General features: G+C 62.7%; 14 protein-coding genes and 4 tRNA genes. 14 read left to right on the top strand and 4 right to left on the bottom strand.

The genetic code is table 11. The features are described 5' to 3' along the window. The 4 genes from ACY69P_RS04330 to fliJ all read right to left on the bottom strand — a co-directional run. Positions 1–2,030: hypothetical protein (locus ACY69P_RS04330; protein ID WP_462326677.1), on the bottom strand; the 2,030-nt coding region annotated here is incomplete at its 3' end. Positions 2,031–2,092: 62 nt separating this feature from the next. After that, positions 2,093–2,860: a tRNA pseudouridine(38-40) synthase TruA gene (gene truA, locus ACY69P_RS04335; protein WP_462326678.1), complete on the bottom strand. Its 768-nt coding sequence runs from the start codon at positions 2,858–2,860 to the stop codon at positions 2,093–2,095. A 3-nt stretch (positions 2,861–2,863) separates the two neighbouring features. Continuing rightward, a complete protein-coding gene (locus tag ACY69P_RS04340; protein WP_404843943.1) occupies positions 2,864–3,484 on the bottom strand; it encodes a MotE family protein in 621 nt (206 codons plus the stop codon). Beyond that, positions 3,471–3,914: a flagellar export protein FliJ gene (gene fliJ, locus ACY69P_RS04345; RefSeq protein ID WP_459900308.1), complete on the bottom strand. Its 444-nt coding sequence runs from the start codon at positions 3,912–3,914 to the stop codon at positions 3,471–3,473. Before fliJ ends, ACY69P_RS04340 begins: the two co-directional genes overlap by 14 nt. A gap of 228 nt (positions 3,915–4,142) precedes the next feature. On the opposite strand from fliJ, the gene ACY69P_RS04350 reads away from it, so the two are divergent. From ACY69P_RS04350 to ACY69P_RS04415, 14 genes are all read left to right on the top strand, one after another. Next, complete coding sequence (locus ACY69P_RS04350; protein ID WP_404843945.1) at positions 4,143–4,655, top strand: DciA family protein; 513 nt, start codon at positions 4,143–4,145, stop codon at positions 4,653–4,655. Further along, positions 4,652–4,990, top strand: a complete 339-nt coding sequence (locus ACY69P_RS04355) for a hypothetical protein (RefSeq protein ID WP_459900307.1) — start codon at positions 4,652–4,654, stop codon at positions 4,988–4,990. Before ACY69P_RS04350 ends, ACY69P_RS04355 begins: the two co-directional genes overlap by 4 nt. A 70-nt stretch (positions 4,991–5,060) precedes the next feature. Continuing rightward, positions 5,061–5,135: transfer RNA gene (locus ACY69P_RS04360), tRNA-Gln, on the top strand. A gap of 7 nt (positions 5,136–5,142) precedes the next feature. Continuing rightward, positions 5,143–5,220 (top strand) — tRNA-Glu (locus ACY69P_RS04365). 121 nt (positions 5,221–5,341) lie between these two features. Next, positions 5,342–5,935 (top strand): GNAT family N-acetyltransferase, encoded by a 594-nt coding sequence (locus tag ACY69P_RS04370; RefSeq protein ID WP_462326679.1) that lies wholly within the window; start codon positions 5,342–5,344, stop codon positions 5,933–5,935. 280 nt (positions 5,936–6,215) lie between these two features. Next, a tRNA-Gln gene (locus tag ACY69P_RS04375) sits at positions 6,216–6,290 on the top strand. Between the two features lie 7 nt (positions 6,291–6,297). After that, positions 6,298–6,375: transfer RNA gene (locus ACY69P_RS04380), tRNA-Glu, on the top strand. Between the two features lie 158 nt (positions 6,376–6,533). Continuing rightward, positions 6,534–7,025 carry a tRNA (N6-threonylcarbamoyladenosine(37)-N6)-methyltransferase TrmO gene (gene tsaA, locus ACY69P_RS04385; protein ID WP_404843951.1) on the top strand — a complete coding sequence of 164 codons (492 nt, stop codon included), beginning with the start codon at positions 6,534–6,536 and terminating at the stop codon, positions 7,023–7,025. Positions 7,026–7,265: 240 nt separating this feature from the next. Continuing rightward, positions 7,266–8,426: an efflux RND transporter periplasmic adaptor subunit gene (locus ACY69P_RS04390; protein ID WP_462326680.1), complete on the top strand. Its 1,161-nt coding sequence runs from the start codon at positions 7,266–7,268 to the stop codon at positions 8,424–8,426. Positions 8,427–8,428: 2 nt separating this feature from the next. Then, positions 8,429–11,563, top strand: coding sequence for an efflux RND transporter permease subunit (locus ACY69P_RS04395; RefSeq protein ID WP_462326681.1), 3,135 nt, complete (start codon positions 8,429–8,431; stop codon positions 11,561–11,563). A 78-nt stretch (positions 11,564–11,641) separates the two neighbouring features. Beyond that, entirely contained in the window at positions 11,642–12,124 is a 483-nt protein-coding gene (locus tag ACY69P_RS04400; RefSeq protein WP_404843954.1) for a MarR family winged helix-turn-helix transcriptional regulator, read from the top strand. A 224-nt stretch (positions 12,125–12,348) separates the two neighbouring features. Continuing rightward, positions 12,349–13,686, top strand: coding sequence for an ABC transporter substrate-binding protein (locus tag ACY69P_RS04405; protein ID WP_462326682.1), 1,338 nt, complete (start codon positions 12,349–12,351; stop codon positions 13,684–13,686). A gap of 5 nt (positions 13,687–13,691) precedes the next feature. Then, positions 13,692–14,666: a substrate-binding domain-containing protein gene (locus ACY69P_RS04410; RefSeq protein ID WP_462326683.1), complete on the top strand. Its 975-nt coding sequence runs from the start codon at positions 13,692–13,694 to the stop codon at positions 14,664–14,666. Positions 14,667–14,681: 15 nt separating this feature from the next. Continuing rightward, positions 14,682–17,551 (top strand): ATP-binding protein (locus ACY69P_RS04415; RefSeq protein WP_462326684.1); only part of this gene is annotated, 2,870 nt, incomplete at its 3' end.

Here is a 17,551-nt window from a genome sequence, read left to right on the forward strand (position 1 = left end):
AGCGCTGTGCGCTTGATGGTGACAATATTGCGCAGCACGTCCGTGGTCTCCAGCAGCGGATTGCCTTCGGGCATAGCTGTGGTCGCCAGCGACGTAATGACCTGTTGCAGGGTCTTGCGCTTGGTGAGGTCGAATTCCTCGGCAATGGGCGGCCCCGGATCCTCAAGGGCCGACTTGGGAAGCAGGCGCTCATATAGGTCCGGCGTGCGCGCCGAGAGCGACGCCTTTTGCCAGTCCGCCACCAATCCGCTCAGCCCCGCAAAGGTGCTGCGCGCCGCGTCCGGGTCGCGCATGACACCTTCCATAAACGCCTCGCGGTCCACCACCAGCAGTTTTTCCGCCGTAAACTCACGGATTCCGTACCCCGCAAGCTCCCCCTCGCGCGAGGTAATGGCCGCACGCCAACGGTCGGCAAAGCCGTCCTCAAAGACTTCCTGATGCGGCAGGACGAACGCCCGCAGGTCATTATAAGCCGTCACCACATCGGCAAGGCGGTCCTCCACCTCCCCGTAGGCCTCCACCACGCGCAGGGGAATGGCCTCGCCATACGACGACTGCGCCTCAAACACCACGCGCCCCTTATCCACTGCCACCTGCCCGGACTCGGACACCACTTCGTCGCCGTCCACCACCACCCGCGCATCCATGCCCGGCGTTGCCGTGGCGTTCATGCCAAGGGTCTCAAGGAGCGTTCCGCCCACCGTGGTGGTCCATGACGACCCATCGTAGAAATACCACGCGTCGTCCTCCTCGCTGTACACAGTATTGTCGTCCGTGGGCGTGGTCTCGTCCCACGTGGCGCTGAGCTCGTCATATTCATAGATGCGGTTCTCCACCCAGCCATTGGCCGTGGCCGAAGCGATATACCGCTCGCCATTGACGGGCGCGGCGGGCAAGGCCGCCGTCGGGTCAAAAAAGTCCAGCACGTCGTCCACAACGGGGCCGCCAAAGTCGCGCAGGTACATGCGCTCCCCGCGCTTGGGGCTGACAAGGGTCACCTCCAAGTACTCGCCCTCCGCCATGAGCGGCTGCGTGTCCAGCCCGGACGGACGCTGTCCGTCACGAATCTCCGCCCGCAGGCGCCCCGATGAGGAATTGAGCGCCCCGGCAAGCGCGCGCAGCACCTCGCCCATGGTCATATCCGCCTCAAGGGGGACAAGCACCTCCTCAGTCACGCCATTTATGGAAAAGCGCACCTGATGCTCCCCTGCGGCAAAGGGCGAGGCGGCCCCGGGGTCCAACACATCGGAGCGCACGCTGGACGCATGCGCTGTGGAGTCCACACGGACGCGGTAGGGCACGGTTTCGGCGGCAAAGGCGGGCGTGGTGGTTGCTTTCAGATTCAACTCGGCAAGCAGGTGCCCGTCCTCATCGGCAAGGGAGACATCCTGCGCGCTGACGGCGGGATTGACGGTAATGGCAAGGGCGGAGCCAACGGCGACAAGGCCGTCAACATACTGATTCGGGGCGTTCTGGCGGACAACCTCCGCCTGCACGGGCAGGGACAGCGCATTGATGCCCGCCGCCACCTGCTCCACCATATCGCCCCACGTGGCGTCGTCATCCAGCGCGATGTCCACATTTTCCGTTTCGCCCCCTTGGGTCACGGAAAAGCGGTACTCGCCACCGGCAAGGTCTGTGGACGTCCACGGCATGTGGCCACTGGAAAAGTATTTGTAGTAGCGCGTCACCTCATTCTGAGGGCGCACGCGGGCGGCAAGGCGTCCGGACAACTCGTCCGAAGCGTTGGAAGGAGTCACAAGGCGGGAGCGGGTAAAGGCGGTGTCTTCTGGCCACGCAAAACGGGCAAGGGCATCTTCAAAGGCCGCCACCTTGGAGCCAAGGCGCTCCACTGTGCCGGTGACCAGCCTGCCGTAGCGCTGGCGGCGCTGGGCATTCTCAAAGCGCCACGCCACGCGCGAATCAAGGGCCAGCCGCTCAAGGGGCGAGGCAAAGGCCTTGCCCTCGGCAGCGGTGCCGCGCAGCGTATCACCTGCGCTGATGCGTCCCTGATAATCAATGCTGACCATATGCCCGCCCAACACAAGGGGTGCGAGAACACGCAAAGGCGGGCGGAGAGAAACGGGGCGGGCTAGGCGTCCGCCCCGGCGTAGTCGACGTGCTCCATGCACAGGCCCTGTGGCGGCGCGGTCACGTAGCGCACAGCGCTCCGGTCCGCCGCAGCAAGGACGCGGTCCACGTCCTGCGGGGCAAAGCGTCCACGCCCCACTTCCACCATCAGGCCCATCAGGTTGCGCACCATCTGCTTCAAAAAGCCGTCGGCGGAAAAGCGCCACACCACTTCATCAGCGAATGCTCCGGCGCTGCGGGTTATGCCCGTCACGGTGCGCACAGTGCTCTTCACGGGCGTCCCCGTGTTTTGGAACGAGGCAAAGTCATGCTCGCCGGCAAGCCGCTTGGCCGCCTCGTCCATGGCCGCCATGTCCAGCGGTCCCGTCTTCCAGACGTAGCGCCGCCTTTGCGGTAAAACATATCGGCCATTCAGCCATAAACTATAGGCATAGGTCTTGGACGTGGCGGAATAACGGGCGTGGAAGTCGTCCGGCACAAGGGCGGCGGCCGTCACGGCCACGTCGTCCGGCAACAGGGCGTTGCAGGCGCGCATCCAGTCCACTCCGGCCTTGTCCGCCGGAATGTCCATGTGCGCCACCTGCCCCAGCGCATGAACGCCGGAGTCCGTCCGTCCGGACCCAAAGGCCCGGACGGGGCACCCGCATACGCGGGTCATAACGGATTCCACCAGTCCCTGAATGGTTGGTTGGTCGGCGCGGCCAGCCTGAATCTGCCAGCCGCAATAGGCCGTGCCCTCGTAGGCGATATCCAGTCGCAGTCTGGGCACGGACTACTCGAAGGGAATCTGCAAGCGGGTCAGCTTTTCGGCCAGACGCGCCGCCTTCTTGGCGTTGACGTAGGTGAGGATTTCGCCGGCCTGACGTCCGCGCATGCCCGACAGAATCTTGACGGCCTGCCGCTCGTCCATGGTCTCCAGAACCTGCGCGGCCTGCTTGGCCTTCATGTTGGAGAAGACCTCCACAAGGTGCTTGTCGCGCTTGTTCTTGATGGCCTTGGCGTCTTCGAGCATCCGTTCAATCTGCTGGCGGGTCTTTTTCAGCTCGGCCATATCGCGGGCAATTTTGTCTTCCAGCGCATTGAGGTCGCGCTCGCGCCGGTCCAGCTCCTCCTGCTTCTGCATGAGGGCGTCGCGGCCGAGGGGCGGCTCGGTGGGCTGGGCCTCACTCTGCGCCGCGGCGGGGGCGTCCTGCGCGTGGGCCGTTGCGGGCTCCACCACCTTGCGCACCGCCTGCTGAGGCGCAGGCTGCGGGGCGCGCTGGGCCACCTGTTGGGTCTGGCGCACCGTACTCACGGGGCCATCGACCACAGCCTGCCACCCAATAAAGGTCAGCAGGCACAATTTCAGAAGGGCCAGCGTCATCAGGCCCTTAACGATCTTAGAGAGTCCCATTTTCGTAACGAAGCGTGGCCATCTCATCGGCTTCCCTCTGCTCTCGCGCATTCTCCTCGCGGTTGAACGCCGTCTCCTGCGACGCGCGCAACCGTTCGAGGGTCTTTTTCTCTTTTGCCGTTTTCACGGCCTCCTGCCTGCAGGCGTTCAGGCGCTTGGCGCGCTGAAACAACTCCTGCTCGGCAATGGAGATGTCCTGCTCCAGACGACTTTTATACATCCGCCACAGCCACAGGTCGCCTTCGGAAAGATTGCGGCGACCATCCAGCGAGGCTTCGTGCCCGGCCAGACGCTCGCGCAGGCCCTCCACCAGTGCGGACTGCTCCTGATGCGCCCGCGTGGCGACGGCAAGCTCCATTCTGGCTCGCGTTTCAAGCTGCTCGCGGTACTCCAGCACCCGTTGCAGCCGAAATGAAAAACGTTTGGGCACGGTGTTTCCTCTTCAGCGTAGCGTCAACCTTGCGACATCAAAATAGGTTCCACCGGCAAAGTAGCAATATCCGGGCCGAAGCGGATTTCACCCTGGCGGCCCCCACCATACCAAGGCGCGACCGCCAGCGCAAAGAGGGCGGCAGGGCCGATTTTGACCAATGCGCGCCCATGGGTTGCGAATCGCGCACGGATATGCTCATTTGCACTGAGAGGAGAGCACTTCCCTATGCAAAGAATGGAAACCGTCTTGCGTGCATTTCTAAAAAAGCACGACCCAGATGGCATGCAACGCACACTGCGCCGACTGTGGCGGCACTGGCCGGAGATTGTGGACGAACACATCGCCGAGATTGCCCGTCCCATAGGCCATAGAAAACGCATCCTGCTCATTGGCGTGGAAGATTCCATGGTCATGCAGGACCTCACGTTTTATGCGCCATACATTCTGGAACAGGTGAATGCCTTTCTTGGTACAAAAAGCTTTGACAAAGTTCTCCCAGAGTTGATAAGAGACCGCGTTTCACTGGACCTGATTAAGAAAAGAACCACTTCGGCGGTTCGCTTCGAGCCTAGTCGCCCACAGAATCTCGGCTCTCAGGCCGACGCGTTCGACGCGAACTCTGCCGTGGCAAGGTGCTACGCCGCCTATGTGAAGCTTTTCAACGAACGAGGGCAAAACGGTACCCGTCAGCCCCGGACGACGAATACAGACTTTCCCAAGGAGGAGAAAACGAGATGAGCGAAGAAATCAACATCGAGCTGAAAAAGCCGCTTGAGAAGATGACCATCAAGGAACTGCGCGAACTCGCCATCGCCGAGATCCCGCAGATCACCGGTGCATCCGGCATGGACAAAGACACTCTCCTCGCCGCCATCAAAGAGGTGCTCGGCATCGCTGACGACGACGAGAACAAGGGCAACCCCTACCAGGGTCAGATCGCCCGCATCAAAAAAGAGCTGAACGAGCTGCGCGCCAAGAAGCTGACCACGAAGGGCAGCAAAGAGCGTGAGATCATCCGTAAGAAGATCAACAAGCTCAAGAAGTACACCCGTCGTCTGGCGCACTCCGCCTAACGAAATTTCAAAAAGCGCGATTTAAGGGTTGACACCCCCGGGCGAAAACCGTAAATCGCTGTTTCCGCGCTGGCGGATCGTCTAAGTGGTAGGACGCTGGATTCTGGTCCCAGTAATCAAGGTTCAAGTCCTTGTCCGCCAGCCAACTGCTTGTCCCCATCGTCTAGCCTGGCCCAGGACACCTGCCTTTCACGCAGGCGACAGGGGTTCAAATCCCCTTGGGGACGCCAGGAAACACAGCCCTCCGGAGCAATCCGGAGGGCTTTTTCGTTGTGCAGGCGCCACGCTCGCCCTCTCGCCTCCCAGTACAGGCCGTGCTAATGAAACGGGAAATCCCCCACAGGAGATGCCATGCCCCGTCACGACGCCCCGCAGACCACACCCGTCACACTCACCACGCCGCGCCTTATCCTCCGCCAATGGCGCGAGGCCGACCGCGCGCCCTTTGCCGCCCTTGGGGCCGACCCCGAGGTCATGCGCTATTTCCCGGCCCTGCTCTCGCGGGAGGAAAGCGACGAAACAGCGCAGCATCTGGCGCAGCGCATTGCGGACAACGGTTGGGGATTCTGGGCGGTGGAGCATCGCGACTCAGGCGCCTTTCTCGGCTTCGTGGGGCTGAACGCGCCTCAAGTGGACCTCCCCTTCACGCCCTGTGTCGAGGTGGGCTGGCGCCTTGGCCGGGAGCACTGGGGAAACGGCTACGCCACGGAAGCCGCCCGCGCCGCGCTGGACTTTGGCTTCACGCATCTTGGCCTGGAAAGCATCGTTGCCTTCACCGCCCACACCAACGCCCCGTCGCTGGCCGTTATGCGCCGCCTCGGCATGACGCGCGACGCCCATGGCGACTTCATCCACCCCGCCGTCCCGGCGAATCATCCCCTGCAACCGTTTGTCCTGTACCGCATCACCCGCGAGGCTTGGCAAAAGCACCACGCGCAGGCGTAGCCCACGCCATACCCCTGGGAAACACTCCCTGCGAACATGAGGTGGAGAAAGAGCCCCCTCGCGCCACTCCACATGGCTTCCACAACACTTTTCCCCTGTGTTCCAAACACTTGCGCAAGCCTCGGCGCGGTTTCTTCAGAAAACCCGACGCTGCCGCCAAAAACACACGCTCTTCCCCGCCCCGGCGCCCCTACCCCGTCCTTCACACAACAAAATACCCCTCTCCGCATTTTTTCGTTTGACAACGGCGAAAATTCTCCGTAGATGCTTTTTCTCGCGTTGGCGGATCGTCTAAGTGGTAGGACGCTGGATTCTGGTCCCAGTAATCAAGGTTCAAGTCCTTGTCCGCCAGCCAACTGCTTGTCCCCATCGTCTAGCCTGGCCCAGGACACCTGCCTTTCACGCAGGCGACAGGGGTTCAAATCCCCTTGGGGACGCCAGGACAGCACAGCCCTCCGGAGCAATCCGGAGGGCTTTTTTTGTGGGCAAAGCCCATGCAGACGCCTAACCCCTTGCCTCGGCGCCCTGTCATGCCTATGTCTTAAGGCAGTGGGAACGATTTGATTCTTTCGACTCCAGCCATCAGGACGCATGCTTCATGACCACATTTGAATTCACTTCCATCGGCACCATCCATTCGCCGCATAAGTCGCTGAGCGACATGCCCATTCAGCCCACCGGGGCGCGGGATGCCATTGGGTATATTGATATTGATCCCAAGTACGCGGCGGGCTTGCAGGACATTGAAGGGTTTTCGCACATTATTTTGCTGTACGCCTTTCATCAGTCCAACGGCTTTTCCCTGAAGGTTACCCCCTTCATGGACGACACCGAGCGCGGTCTCTTTGCCACGCGGGCGCCGCGCCGCCCAAATCCCATCGGCTTTTCCGTGGTTGAGCTTCTGGGCCGGGCGGGGAACCGGCTCGACATCTGCGGGGTGGACGTCCTCAGCGGCACGCCCCTTCTGGACGTTAAGCCCTACGTCCCCCGTTTTGACGCCCCGGACGCCACCCGCTGCGGCTGGCTGGACGACAAAGCCGCCCTCAGCGAGTCCCTGCGGTCTGACGACCGATTCGTCACCAAAAAATAATATTGCACCCGCCGCAGGAAACTTGGCCGCCCTCTTCCGGGGGCGGCCTTTTCATTTTCTTGCCTCCAAGGAAACTCACTCGCACCGAACCGGTTCCCCCTCCATTTTTGGGGCAAAAGCCTTATTTCACGCGGGTTGACAACCGATGAGTGCGCCCCTATATCTATGCCTCCTATTAAATAGCTTGCTAATCAATTTTTCCTTGTCACGAACCATACATGAAGCAACGGAGTGTTTTTCATGCAGAACGCTAAACACCTGATACTGTTCGCCTGCTTGCTCCTGTCGGCCGCACTGGCCACGGGTTGCACCGAGAGCGAAGCCTCCAAAAGCGCTACCCCGCCTCCGCCGATGGTGAAGGCGCAGACCGTGTCGCGCACCGACGTGCCCCTGACCCTTGAATACGTCGGCCAGACCGCTGGCTCGCGCGAGGTTCAGGTCCGCGCCCGTGTCGGCGGCATCCTGCTCAAGCGCGCTTACGTGGAAGGCAGCCCCATCAACGAGGGTGACCTGATGTTCACCATCGACCCGGAACCCTTCCGCGCAGAACTCGGACAGGCCAACGGTCAGCTGGCAAAATGCAAGGCCACCCTGCAAAAGGCCATCCTTGACCGTGACCGCATCCTTGAACTCTTCAAGGAAGGCGCCGTGAGTACGCAGGAGCGTGACAACGCCCTGACCACTTACGATTCCGCCAAGGCGGACGTGGAAGCCGCCAGCGCCCGCGTGCGCGAGGCCGCTATCAACCTCGGCTACACTGACGTTCGCGCGCCTATCTCCGGCATCACCAGCAAGGAGACGCGCTCCGAGGGCAGCCTCATCAGCACGGACGCCTCCGGCAGCCTGCTGACGACCATTACGCAGCTGGACCCCATCTACGTGAACTTCTCCATCCCCGGCACCGAAGCCCTGCACTACCGCAAGCTGGCCGAGGAGGGAAAGCTGCATCTGCCCGAGGCTGGCTACAGCGTACGCATTCGCCTGAGCGACGGCACCATTTACGACACGAAGGGCCACATCAACTTCTCGGACAAGCAGGTGGACCCCATGACGGGTTCCATCCGTTCCCGCGCGGAATTCTCCAACACCGAGGGCATGGTGCTTCCCGGCCAGTTCGTGCGTGTGCTCCTTGATGGCGCCATGCTCGAAAATTGCCTGATGGTGCCTCAGCGCGCCGTGCTGTTCACGCAGAACGGTCCCATCGTCTACACGCTGGACGAAAACGGCACCGCCTCCCCGCGCCCGGTGACCCTTGGCGATTCCGTTGGCGAGGCCTTTGTTGTTGAATCCGGCCTGAAGGACGGCGAGCGCATCGTCTCCGAAGGCGTGGTGAAGGTCCGTCCCGGTACGCCCGTGAACGTGGCCGGAACCAAACCCGCCAACGCGGGTGCGGAGGGCTAGCTGTGATATCTCGCTTTTTCATCAACCGTCCCATCTTCGCCACGGTTATCTCGCTGCTCATTACGCTGGCGGGCGCTCTGGCGATTGAGACGCTGGCCGTGGAGCAGTACCCGGACTTGATCCCGCCCGAGGTCAACGTCACCACGGCGTACCCCGGCGCCAGCGCCGAAGTTATCGCCCAGACCGTTGCCGCGCCCTTGGAGCAGGAAATCAACGGCGTTGACGACATGCTCTACATGCGCTCGTCCAGCTCCAGTAGCGGCGCGCTGTCCATCGCCGTGACCTTTGCCATTGGCACGGACCCGGACCAGGCAACCATTAACGTCAACAACCGTGTGCAGTCCGCCTTGTCGAGCCTGCCCACGGAGGTGCGCCAGCAGGGCGTCACGGTGAGCAAGCGCTCGCCCAGTATGCTGCAGGTTATCAACCTGGAGTCCGACGGCCGCTACGACACCGTGTTCATGGGCAACTACGCCCTCGTCAATGTCCTGGACGACCTGCGCCGCGTTCCCGGTGTGGGTGACGCCATCATCTTTGGCGACCATGACTACTCCATGCGTGTGTGGCTACAGCCGGACAAGCTGGCGCAGCTGAAGCTGACGCCGGACGACATCGCGGGCGCCATCAAGGAGCAGAACTCCCAGTTTGCGGCCGGTACCATCGGCATGGAGCCGCTGAGCGACCCTGTCCAGCTGACCTACACCGTCACGACGCAGGGCCGTATGGTCACGCCCGAACAGTTTGGCAACATCATCCTGCGCGCCAACCCCGACGGCACGCTGCTGCGGCTCAAGGATGTGGCTCGTCTGGAGCTTGGCGCCTACAGCTACAGCATCGAGAGTAAGCATAACGGCAACCCGTGCATCGCCCTTGGCGTGTACCTTGCCCCGGGCGCCAACGCCCTCAAAACGGCAGACCGCGTCAACGCGCGCATGGCCGAGTTGTCCAACCGCTTCCCCGATGGCATTGACTACGCCGTGCCGTACAACACCACGGAGTTCGTGCGCATCTCCATCAACGAGGTGGTGCACACGCTGTTCGAGGCCATGCTTCTCGTGTTCCTGATCATTTACCTGTTCCTGCAGAACTGGCGGGCGACCATCATCCCCTGCCTTGCCGTGCCGGTCTCCATTGTCGGTACCTTTGCGGGCATGTATCTGCTGGGCTTTTCCATCAACACGCTCACGCTCTTTGGCCTTGTGTTGGCCATCGGCATCGTTGTTGACGACGCCATCGTCGTTATTGAAAACGTGGAACGCATCATGTCAACGGACGGGCTTTCGCCCCATGACGCCACGGTCAAAGCCATGGAAGAGGTGACCGGTCCGGTTATCGCCATTGTGCTGGTGCTGTGCTCCGTGTTCGTGCCTGTTGCGTTCATGGGCGGCCTTGCTGGCGAAATGTACAAGCAGTTCGCGGTTACCATTGCGGTCTCCGTTGTGCTCTCCGGCATTGTGGCCCTGACCCTGACCCCGGCCCTGTGCTCCCTGATGCTGAAGCCCGGCCACAGTCAGCCGCTGGCCCCCTTCCGCTGGTTCAACGCCTTCTTTGACGGCGTCACCCGCCGCTACACCGCTGGTGTGCGGTTCCTGCTCAAGCGCACGCTGGTTGGCGTGCTGCTGTTTGCGGGCCTGTGCGCCGTAACGTGGGGCCTGTTCCAGCGCGTGCCCGGCAGCCTTGTGCCGGACGAGGACCAAGGCGTGTTCATCGCCACCGCCATCCTGCCGGACGGCGCGTCCCTGTCCCGCACCACCGACGTCATGGACACGCTGGAATCCACGCTGCTCCAAAGCCCGACCACGCAGGACACCATCAACCTTTCGGGGTATGACCTGTTCTCCGGCAGCGCCAAGACCAGCTCCGGCACCATGTTCATCAACCTCAAGGACTGGGACCTGCGCGGCGAGGGAGAATCCTCCTTTGACGCAGTGAAGGACGTCTTCCGCAAGAGCTACGGCATCACCGACGCCATGGTTCTGGCCTTTAACCCGCCGCCCATCAGCGGCATGAGTAACACCGGCGGCTTTGAGGGCTTTGTCCAGAGCCGTGGCGGCGCTGGCATGCGCGCACTGGCCGAGCAGACCAAAACCCTTGTGGCCGAAGCTTCCAAGCGCCCTGAAATCGGCAATTTGAGCACCACATTCAGCGCCAACGCGCCCCAGCTGCACATCGACCTCGACCGCGAAAAGGCCAAGGCCCTTGGCGTCCCCGTCAACCGCGTGTTCCAGACCATGCAGGCCACCTTTGGCGCGTACTACGTCAACGACTTCAACAAGATGGGCCGCACCTTCCGTGTGCAGATCCAGTCGGAGTCCGACTACCGCAGTACGCCCGACGACCTGCGCAACGTCTACGTCCGCTCCGCCACCGGCGAGATGATCCCGCTCACCGCGCTGGTGCACATCAAGCAGACCGTTGGTCCGAACATTGTGGAACGCTTCAACGTGTTCCCGGCGGCCAAGATCGTTGGCGGCCCTGCACCGGGCTACAGCTCCGGTCAGGCCCTTGCGGCCATGGAAGAAGTGGCGGCCAAGGTTCTGCCCGGCGACTACACCCTGGCGTGGACCGGTTCCGCTTATCAGGAAAAAGCGACGGGCGGCACGTCCTCGCAGGTGTTCCTGCTGGGCCTGTTGATGGTGTTCCTCATCCTTGCGGCCCAGTATGAACGCTGGTCCCTGCCCTTTGCGGTCATCATGGTGGTGCCCTTCGCCCTGTTTGGCGCCATCACCGCAAACTGGATACGTGGGCTGGCCAACGACGTGTACTTCCAGATTGCTCTGGTGACACTCATCGGCCTTGCGTCCAAGAACGCCATCCTCATCGTCGAATTCGCGGCCATGAAGCACCGCGAAGGCCTGAATATCTTCGACGCGGCCATTGAGGCGGCGCGCCTTCGCTTCCGCCCCATCGTCATGACGTCGCTGGCCTTCATCCTTGGCGTTGTGCCGCTGGCCATCAGCCACGGCGCCGGCGCGGCCAGCCGTCACTCCATCGGCACCGGCGTCATCGGCGGTATGCTGGCGGCGACCTTCATCGCCACCTTGTTCATCCCTGCGTTCTACAAGACCGTGGCCTCGCTCACCGAAACGGTGCGCGGCGCACGCAAGAACCGCAAGGTAGCATCCGAGAACGCATAATTCCCGGGGCGGGGGGCCCTCACGCCTCCCGCCCGTCAGGGTCAGCCGCCGCCACGTGCGGCAGGAGGGACGAACATCATGTCTTCACTGGACAATCTGGACGTAAAGGTCACGGAGATATTCAAGACGAACTCGCGCCAGCTTGGCGTGCTTATCGCCGCCGTTGCCCGCGAATGGCGTATGCGCCTTGATGAGCGCATGAAACCCTTTGGCATCAGCGGCGCGCGCTGGGTCACCTTGGTGTGCCTGAGCGAGCTTGGCGCGGTGTCGCAAAAGCAACTGGCCGAGGCCATGGGCATTGAAGGGCCAACGCTGGTCCGCCTGCTGGACCGGCTGGAAAAAGACGGCTGGGTCAGCCGCCATGTGTCCGAGCAGGACCGCCGCGTCAAAATCGTGGTACTGGAGCCCAAAGCCCATGCCTTCCTTGACGAGTTTGAGGAAATCGCCATCGGCATCCGCGACGAGGCCATTCAGGACCTGCCCGAGCGCGACCTTGCCGCCTGTACCAACGTGCTCCTGCATTTGCAGGACAAGCTTTCCGCCATGGGCCACGCCAACTAGGCAGCCCGCGGCGCACCGAGGAGGAGTCCCCCCAACCCCCACCACCCCTCATATCTCCTCCTCTCCCCCCACACCGAGGCCCCGCCTCGGCCATTTTACGGCCCGAACAAAGGTGACGGAAAATGTCCCCACACATTTCCTTTCCCCGCGCGCCTGTGGCATACTCAGGCATTGACGTGTGTTGACGCTTCCAGTCACTCCCAAACGGCATTCCCGGAGGCTGCATGGACAACAACGACCGCACCTCCAGCAGGCGCCGCCTTGCGGCGCGCCGCTTCGCCCCGGCGACACGGGCCGTTTGCCGCGCCCACATGACGCGGCGGCGCTTTTTGCGCATGGCGGCCGTCACCGCTGGTGCCATACTTCTGGACGGCCCCCTTGTATGGGCCAAAAAAGACATCTCACTCACCTATTTGGCCTCCAACGTCAGCGGATACCGGGAAATTGCCGAACAAGCGCAGAAGGACCTTGGCATCACCATCCGCATGGAGCGCGCCAATACCATCCATGACAACATGCGGCGCGCCATCACCCGGCCCAAGTCCGTTGACGTGGTCGACCTCGACTTCGGCAATATCGACACCATTGTCCGCCTGCAGATGCTGACCCCCATCGAGACAAAGCGTATCAACGAATTCGACCGCCTCTCCACCATCTTTACGGACGGCAGCCTCGGGGACACCACGCTGTCCACCCAGGGCGGCGCGCCCTATACGCACCTGTACCTGCGCCCAAACGCTCCTGACGCCTTTGCCCCGGGTCCCACCAGCCACATGGCCCTTGTGCCCACCATGTACAACGCGGACACCCTTGGCGTACGCCCGGACCTTGTTGGGCGGCCCATTACCTCGTGGCGCGAACTCCTCAGCCCAGAGTTTGCCGGACGCACCGCCCTTGTCAGCCGCCCGGGCGTGGGCATCCTTGACGCCGCCCTTGCCCTCGAAGCCGCAGGGCGCATCACCTATCAAGACAAAGCCAACATGACCCGCGCGGAAATTGACGCCACCATGCGCCACCTGCTGCGACTGAAGCGGCGCGGGCACTTTTATGGCTTCTGGAAGGATTTTGGCGAAAGCGTGGACTTTATGGCCTCGGGCAATGTGGTCATCCAGTCCATGTGGTCCCCGGCGGTGACGCAGGTGCGCCAGCACGGCATTGCCTGTACCTATCCCCCACTGGCCGAGGGACACCGGGGCTGGTGCTACGGATTGGGACTCAGCCGCGCCCTTAATGGCGCCAAGCTGGACGCCGCCTACGCGTTTATGAACTGGTTCCTCTCGGGGTGGGTTGGGGCCTTCCTCGGGCGGCAAGGCTACTACCCCTCCGTCCCCGCCACCATGCACAAGGCCATGCAGCCGCACGAGTGGGCCTACTGGATGGAAGGAGAGCCCGCCACCAAGCCCATCGTCAGTCCGCATGGACTGGTCATTGCCCAGCCCGGCGAGCGGCGTGACGGCGGCTCCTACATTGACAGGATGAGCAGCATCGCCTGCTGGAACTCCCTCATGGACGAAAGCCGCTACCTGCTCGCCCGGTGGAGCGAACTCACGACCAAAGGATAACGGTCATGCCACACACTGCGCCCAAAACAGCCTGCGTTTCCTGCGGCCTTGCGGCCCTTGCCACCTGCCTCTTTGTTCTCCTCAGCCTTGCCCCGGCGCAGGCCAAGGAGCCGACAATCTTTCTCATCAGCCATGCCGGTGCGGGCGACCCCTTCTGGGGCATTGAGTTCAAGGGCGCGCGCGACGCCGCACAGCGCCTCGGCGTTGACCTGCACATTCTTGCCCCGGAATTTCCCAACGACATCATGCGCCAGCGCGAACTGCTGGAGCAGGCCATCCTTGCCGAACCTGACGGCATTGCCACCACCCTCTCGCACCCAACGGCCTTTACCCCCTCGCTCAAGGCGGCCAAACAGCGCGGCATTCCCGTTGTCATCTTCAACGCCATCCCCACGGATGTGGACCGGGCATCAACGCCCTTCCTCGCCTATATCGGCATGAACGACTTTACCGCAGGGCAACGGGCGGCGCGGCAGGCGCTGGCATCGGGCAAGCTCTCGGGGCGGGTGTGCGTTGCCGCGCAGCAGTTTGGCGTACCAAGCATCATGGCGCGCCGGCGCGGACTGCGCTCCATCTTGGAGCCCAAGGGCCTCAATGTGGACGTTGTGGACATGACCGCCGACCCGGCGCTGGCCGTCTCCGCCATGCGCAACTATCTGGAGCGCCACAAGGACGTCTCGGCCCTGTTCAGCCTTGGGCCGGTGGTGACCCATGCCCTCGTCGGCCTGCTGCAGGAGCGGCGCGACCTGTACGTTGCCAGCTTTGACCTGTCGCCACAGACAGTACAGCTCATAGAAGCAGGCGTTGTGGCGTTCACCATTGACCAGCAGCCCTACATGCAGAGCTTTATGGCCGTAACACTGCTCAACCTTGCGGCGCGTTACGCCCTGACCCCAACGGACATCAACACCGGTGTCGGCATTGTGGACAAAACCAACGTACAAGCGGTTCAGGACCTTGCCCGGCAGGGCATCCGCTAGACGGAGAACAGCGCAGTGAGACCCCTTCGCCGCTCCCTTCGGATGAAGCTCCTCGTTCTGGCATTTTTGCCAGCGCTTGCCGTTGCGCTTTTTGGCGGGAGCATGTCCACCCTTGTGCTGCTGAAGGAGGACCGCAAAACCACGCGCAAGGACCTGCAAACTCAGCTGGAGACCGTCAACAGAAGCCTGCAGTCCCTGCGGCAAAACATGCAGGGCACCCTCCAGCTTCAAGTCAGCGACAGAAGCCTTATCTACCGCGCCCGCTCGGCCTATGAACTGGACAAAAGCAACACCGACGTCCTGCTGGACCTGTACCTGAGCATTGTCCGGTCGCTCCAAACCGTTGGGCGGGCCAAGCTCTACGACCTTGTGGCCCTCTACACCCCGGATGGCCTGCGCGGCTACGCCACGCAGGACTCCATGCGCCTTGTGGTGCCCCAACAGGAAGGCCCAGTGCACTATGCACCGCTGAATCCCTCGGCCTATATCCGCTTTACCCGCGAACGGTGGAAGCCCGTCCCCGCCACCAGCGACCTGCCCCACCACCTGTCCATACCCGTGGGGATGCATGTCGACTGGAAGGTCCAGCCCAGCGGGCTTGTCCTTGAAGCTGTCGCCCCCATCACCGCCCCTGTTCTGGACCCAGAGACGTTGCAGGAGCACACGGCCACCCTCGGGGCTATCCTGCTGCACCGCCACATCACCGACGATTGGCTTGCGGAGCAAAAATCCTTTCAGGGGAATGCCTCGGCCATCTTTGCCACCAACGGCACCCTGCTCGCCTCCAACGCGCCCTATATCCTCATGGACGGCATGCTCCCCAGCACGGCAAGCCCGGACGCCATGGTCGAGACCTCGGCGGCGGGCACCCCCTTCTACGCGCTGGCCACTGCCCTGCGGAATCAGGACATCCCAGCGGCCCGCCTTGCCACTTTGGCCTCGCGCACGGCGCTGTCCAAGCGCTCACAGGCCGTCATCCTGCTGGAATTCACAGGCCTTGGCATCGGCCTTGTTCTGGCCATGATTCTCGCCATCGCCGCTGGACGCGCCGTGACCAAGCCGCTGGCCACCATCAGCCGCCAAATGACGGAAATCGCCCAAACGCAAGACTTTACGCGCACGGTTGCCGTCACCTCGCGCGATGAACTGGGCACCCTTGCCTCGGCCTTCAACAACATGGCCACCCGCCTGGACAATGCCTACAAAGCGCTCATGCGCTCGCGCAATGAACTGGAGGAGCGCGTGCAGGCCCGCACGCAGGAACTCAGCCTTGCCAACGAAAAGCTGCAGGACGAAATCGCCCAGCGCAAAATAACCGCCGACGCCCTGCTCATCGCCAAGGACGCCGCCGAACAGGCCGCACAGGCCAAGGCAAACTTTCTTGCCAACATCAGCCACGAGATACGCACCCCGCTCAACGCCATAATCGGCATGGGGCACCTGCTGCAAAAGACCGAACTCTCGGACAAGCAGCAGGACTATCTGGAAAAGATGCACTCCTCTGCCCTGCACCTGTTGCGGCTGGTGGAGGATATTCTGGACTTTTCCCGCCTTGAGAGTCAGGCCATGGAACTCGATTCGGTGCCCTTTGCACTGGACGACATCATCCGTGGTCTGAGTGCGACATCAACGCCCAAGGCGCAGGACAAGGAACTGGACCTCGTCTTTGACATCCCGCCGGACCTGCCCCTCGACCTTGTGGGCGACCCCATCAAGCTGGCGCAGATTCTGGATGCGGTCATGGACAACGCCATCAAATTCACCGAGGAAGGCGAAGTTGTCTTTGCCATCGCGGTGGAGCAGGACGAAGGAGAGACCGTCACCCTCCGCTTTAGCGTTACCGACACAGGCATCGGCATCGACAAGCAGCGCATTGACGAAGCCTTTGTGCCCTTCTCGCAGGCCGATGAAACCGCCACCCGCAGACACGGCGGCACTGGCCTTGGTCTGGCGCTCTGCGCGCGGCTGGTGGACGTCATGGACGGCTCCATCACGCTGGACTCCGCCCCGGCGGAAGGGACCACCGTCACCCTGACGCTCACCTTGGCGCGCAACACCGCACCAATCCGGACGCGCCAGCATGCGCCCCTGCCCGACACCGCGCCAAACCGCATCCTTGTAGTGGACGACAGCCCAACCGCGCGTGAAATTCTGCGGCAGATGCTCTCGCACCTGAGCATTGAAGCCCATGAGGCCGTGGACGGCTCTGCGGCGGTGACCGCCGCGGCCACGGCCGCGCAGGAGGGCCAGCCCTTTGACGCCATCATCATGGACTGGGCCATGCCCGTCATGGACGGCCTTGACGCCACACGCGCCATCCGCACCCATCCCGGCATACCGCCACACACGGCCATCATCATGGCCTCAGCCTTCCCGCAGAATGTCCTGCATGAGCGCGCGCCGGATATCGACTTTGACGCCGTGCTCACGAAACCCATCACCGCGGACTCCCTTGTGGCTGCGCTGTCGCGGATTTTACCCACAACGCCCGGTCCGAAGCACACTCCCCCCGCCCCGCAAAACGGCGCGCTCCCCCGCCGCGTGGACGGCGGCGACGCCCTGCCCACCAGCATCCCCGGCGTGGACATGCGCGAAGGACTGCGGCGCGCGGCAGGCGACCGGACGCTGTACCACTCCCTTCTGGCCCGGCTCGTGAAGGACTTTTCCGGCATTGACGCCACCCTCAGGCCCCTCATGGAGCAGGAGCGGTTCAGTGAGGCGCGTATGGTCATGCAGTCCCTCATCGGCATGGCCGAAAACGTCGTGGCTACGGACGTCCAGCAGGCCGCCACCGCGCTGGACACCGCGCTTCAGGCGCAGCACAAGGACACAGACCGTATCCGCGACATCGAAACCGCACTGCGCGACATCGAAAACGCCCTGAA

Source organism: Desulfobaculum sp., assembly GCF_054921475.1.

Bases quoted from the DNA above. Each gene is read 5' to 3' on its own strand.
- ACY69P_RS04390 (WP_462326680.1), top strand. From the start codon at position 7,266: ATGCAGAACGCTAAACACCTGATACTGTTCGCCTGCTTGCTCCTGTCG.
- tsaA (WP_404843951.1), top strand. From the start codon at position 6,534: ATGACCACATTTGAATTCACTTCCATCGGCACCATCCATTCGCCGCAT.
- ACY69P_RS04370 (WP_462326679.1), top strand. From the start codon at position 5,342: ATGCCCCGTCACGACGCCCCGCAGACCACACCCGTCACACTCACCACG.
- ACY69P_RS04405 (WP_462326682.1), top strand. From the start codon at position 12,349: ATGGACAACAACGACCGCACCTCCAGCAGGCGCCGCCTTGCGGCGCGC.
- ACY69P_RS04410 (WP_462326683.1), top strand. From the start codon at position 13,692: ATGCCACACACTGCGCCCAAAACAGCCTGCGTTTCCTGCGGCCTTGCG.
- ACY69P_RS04355 (WP_459900307.1), top strand. From the start codon at position 4,652: ATGAGCGAAGAAATCAACATCGAGCTGAAAAAGCCGCTTGAGAAGATG.
- ACY69P_RS04400 (WP_404843954.1), top strand. From the start codon at position 11,642: ATGTCTTCACTGGACAATCTGGACGTAAAGGTCACGGAGATATTCAAG.
- ACY69P_RS04340 (WP_404843943.1), bottom strand. From the start codon at position 3,484: ATGGGACTCTCTAAGATCGTTAAGGGCCTGATGACGCTGGCCCTTCTG.
- ACY69P_RS04350 (WP_404843945.1), top strand. From the start codon at position 4,143: ATGCAAAGAATGGAAACCGTCTTGCGTGCATTTCTAAAAAAGCACGAC.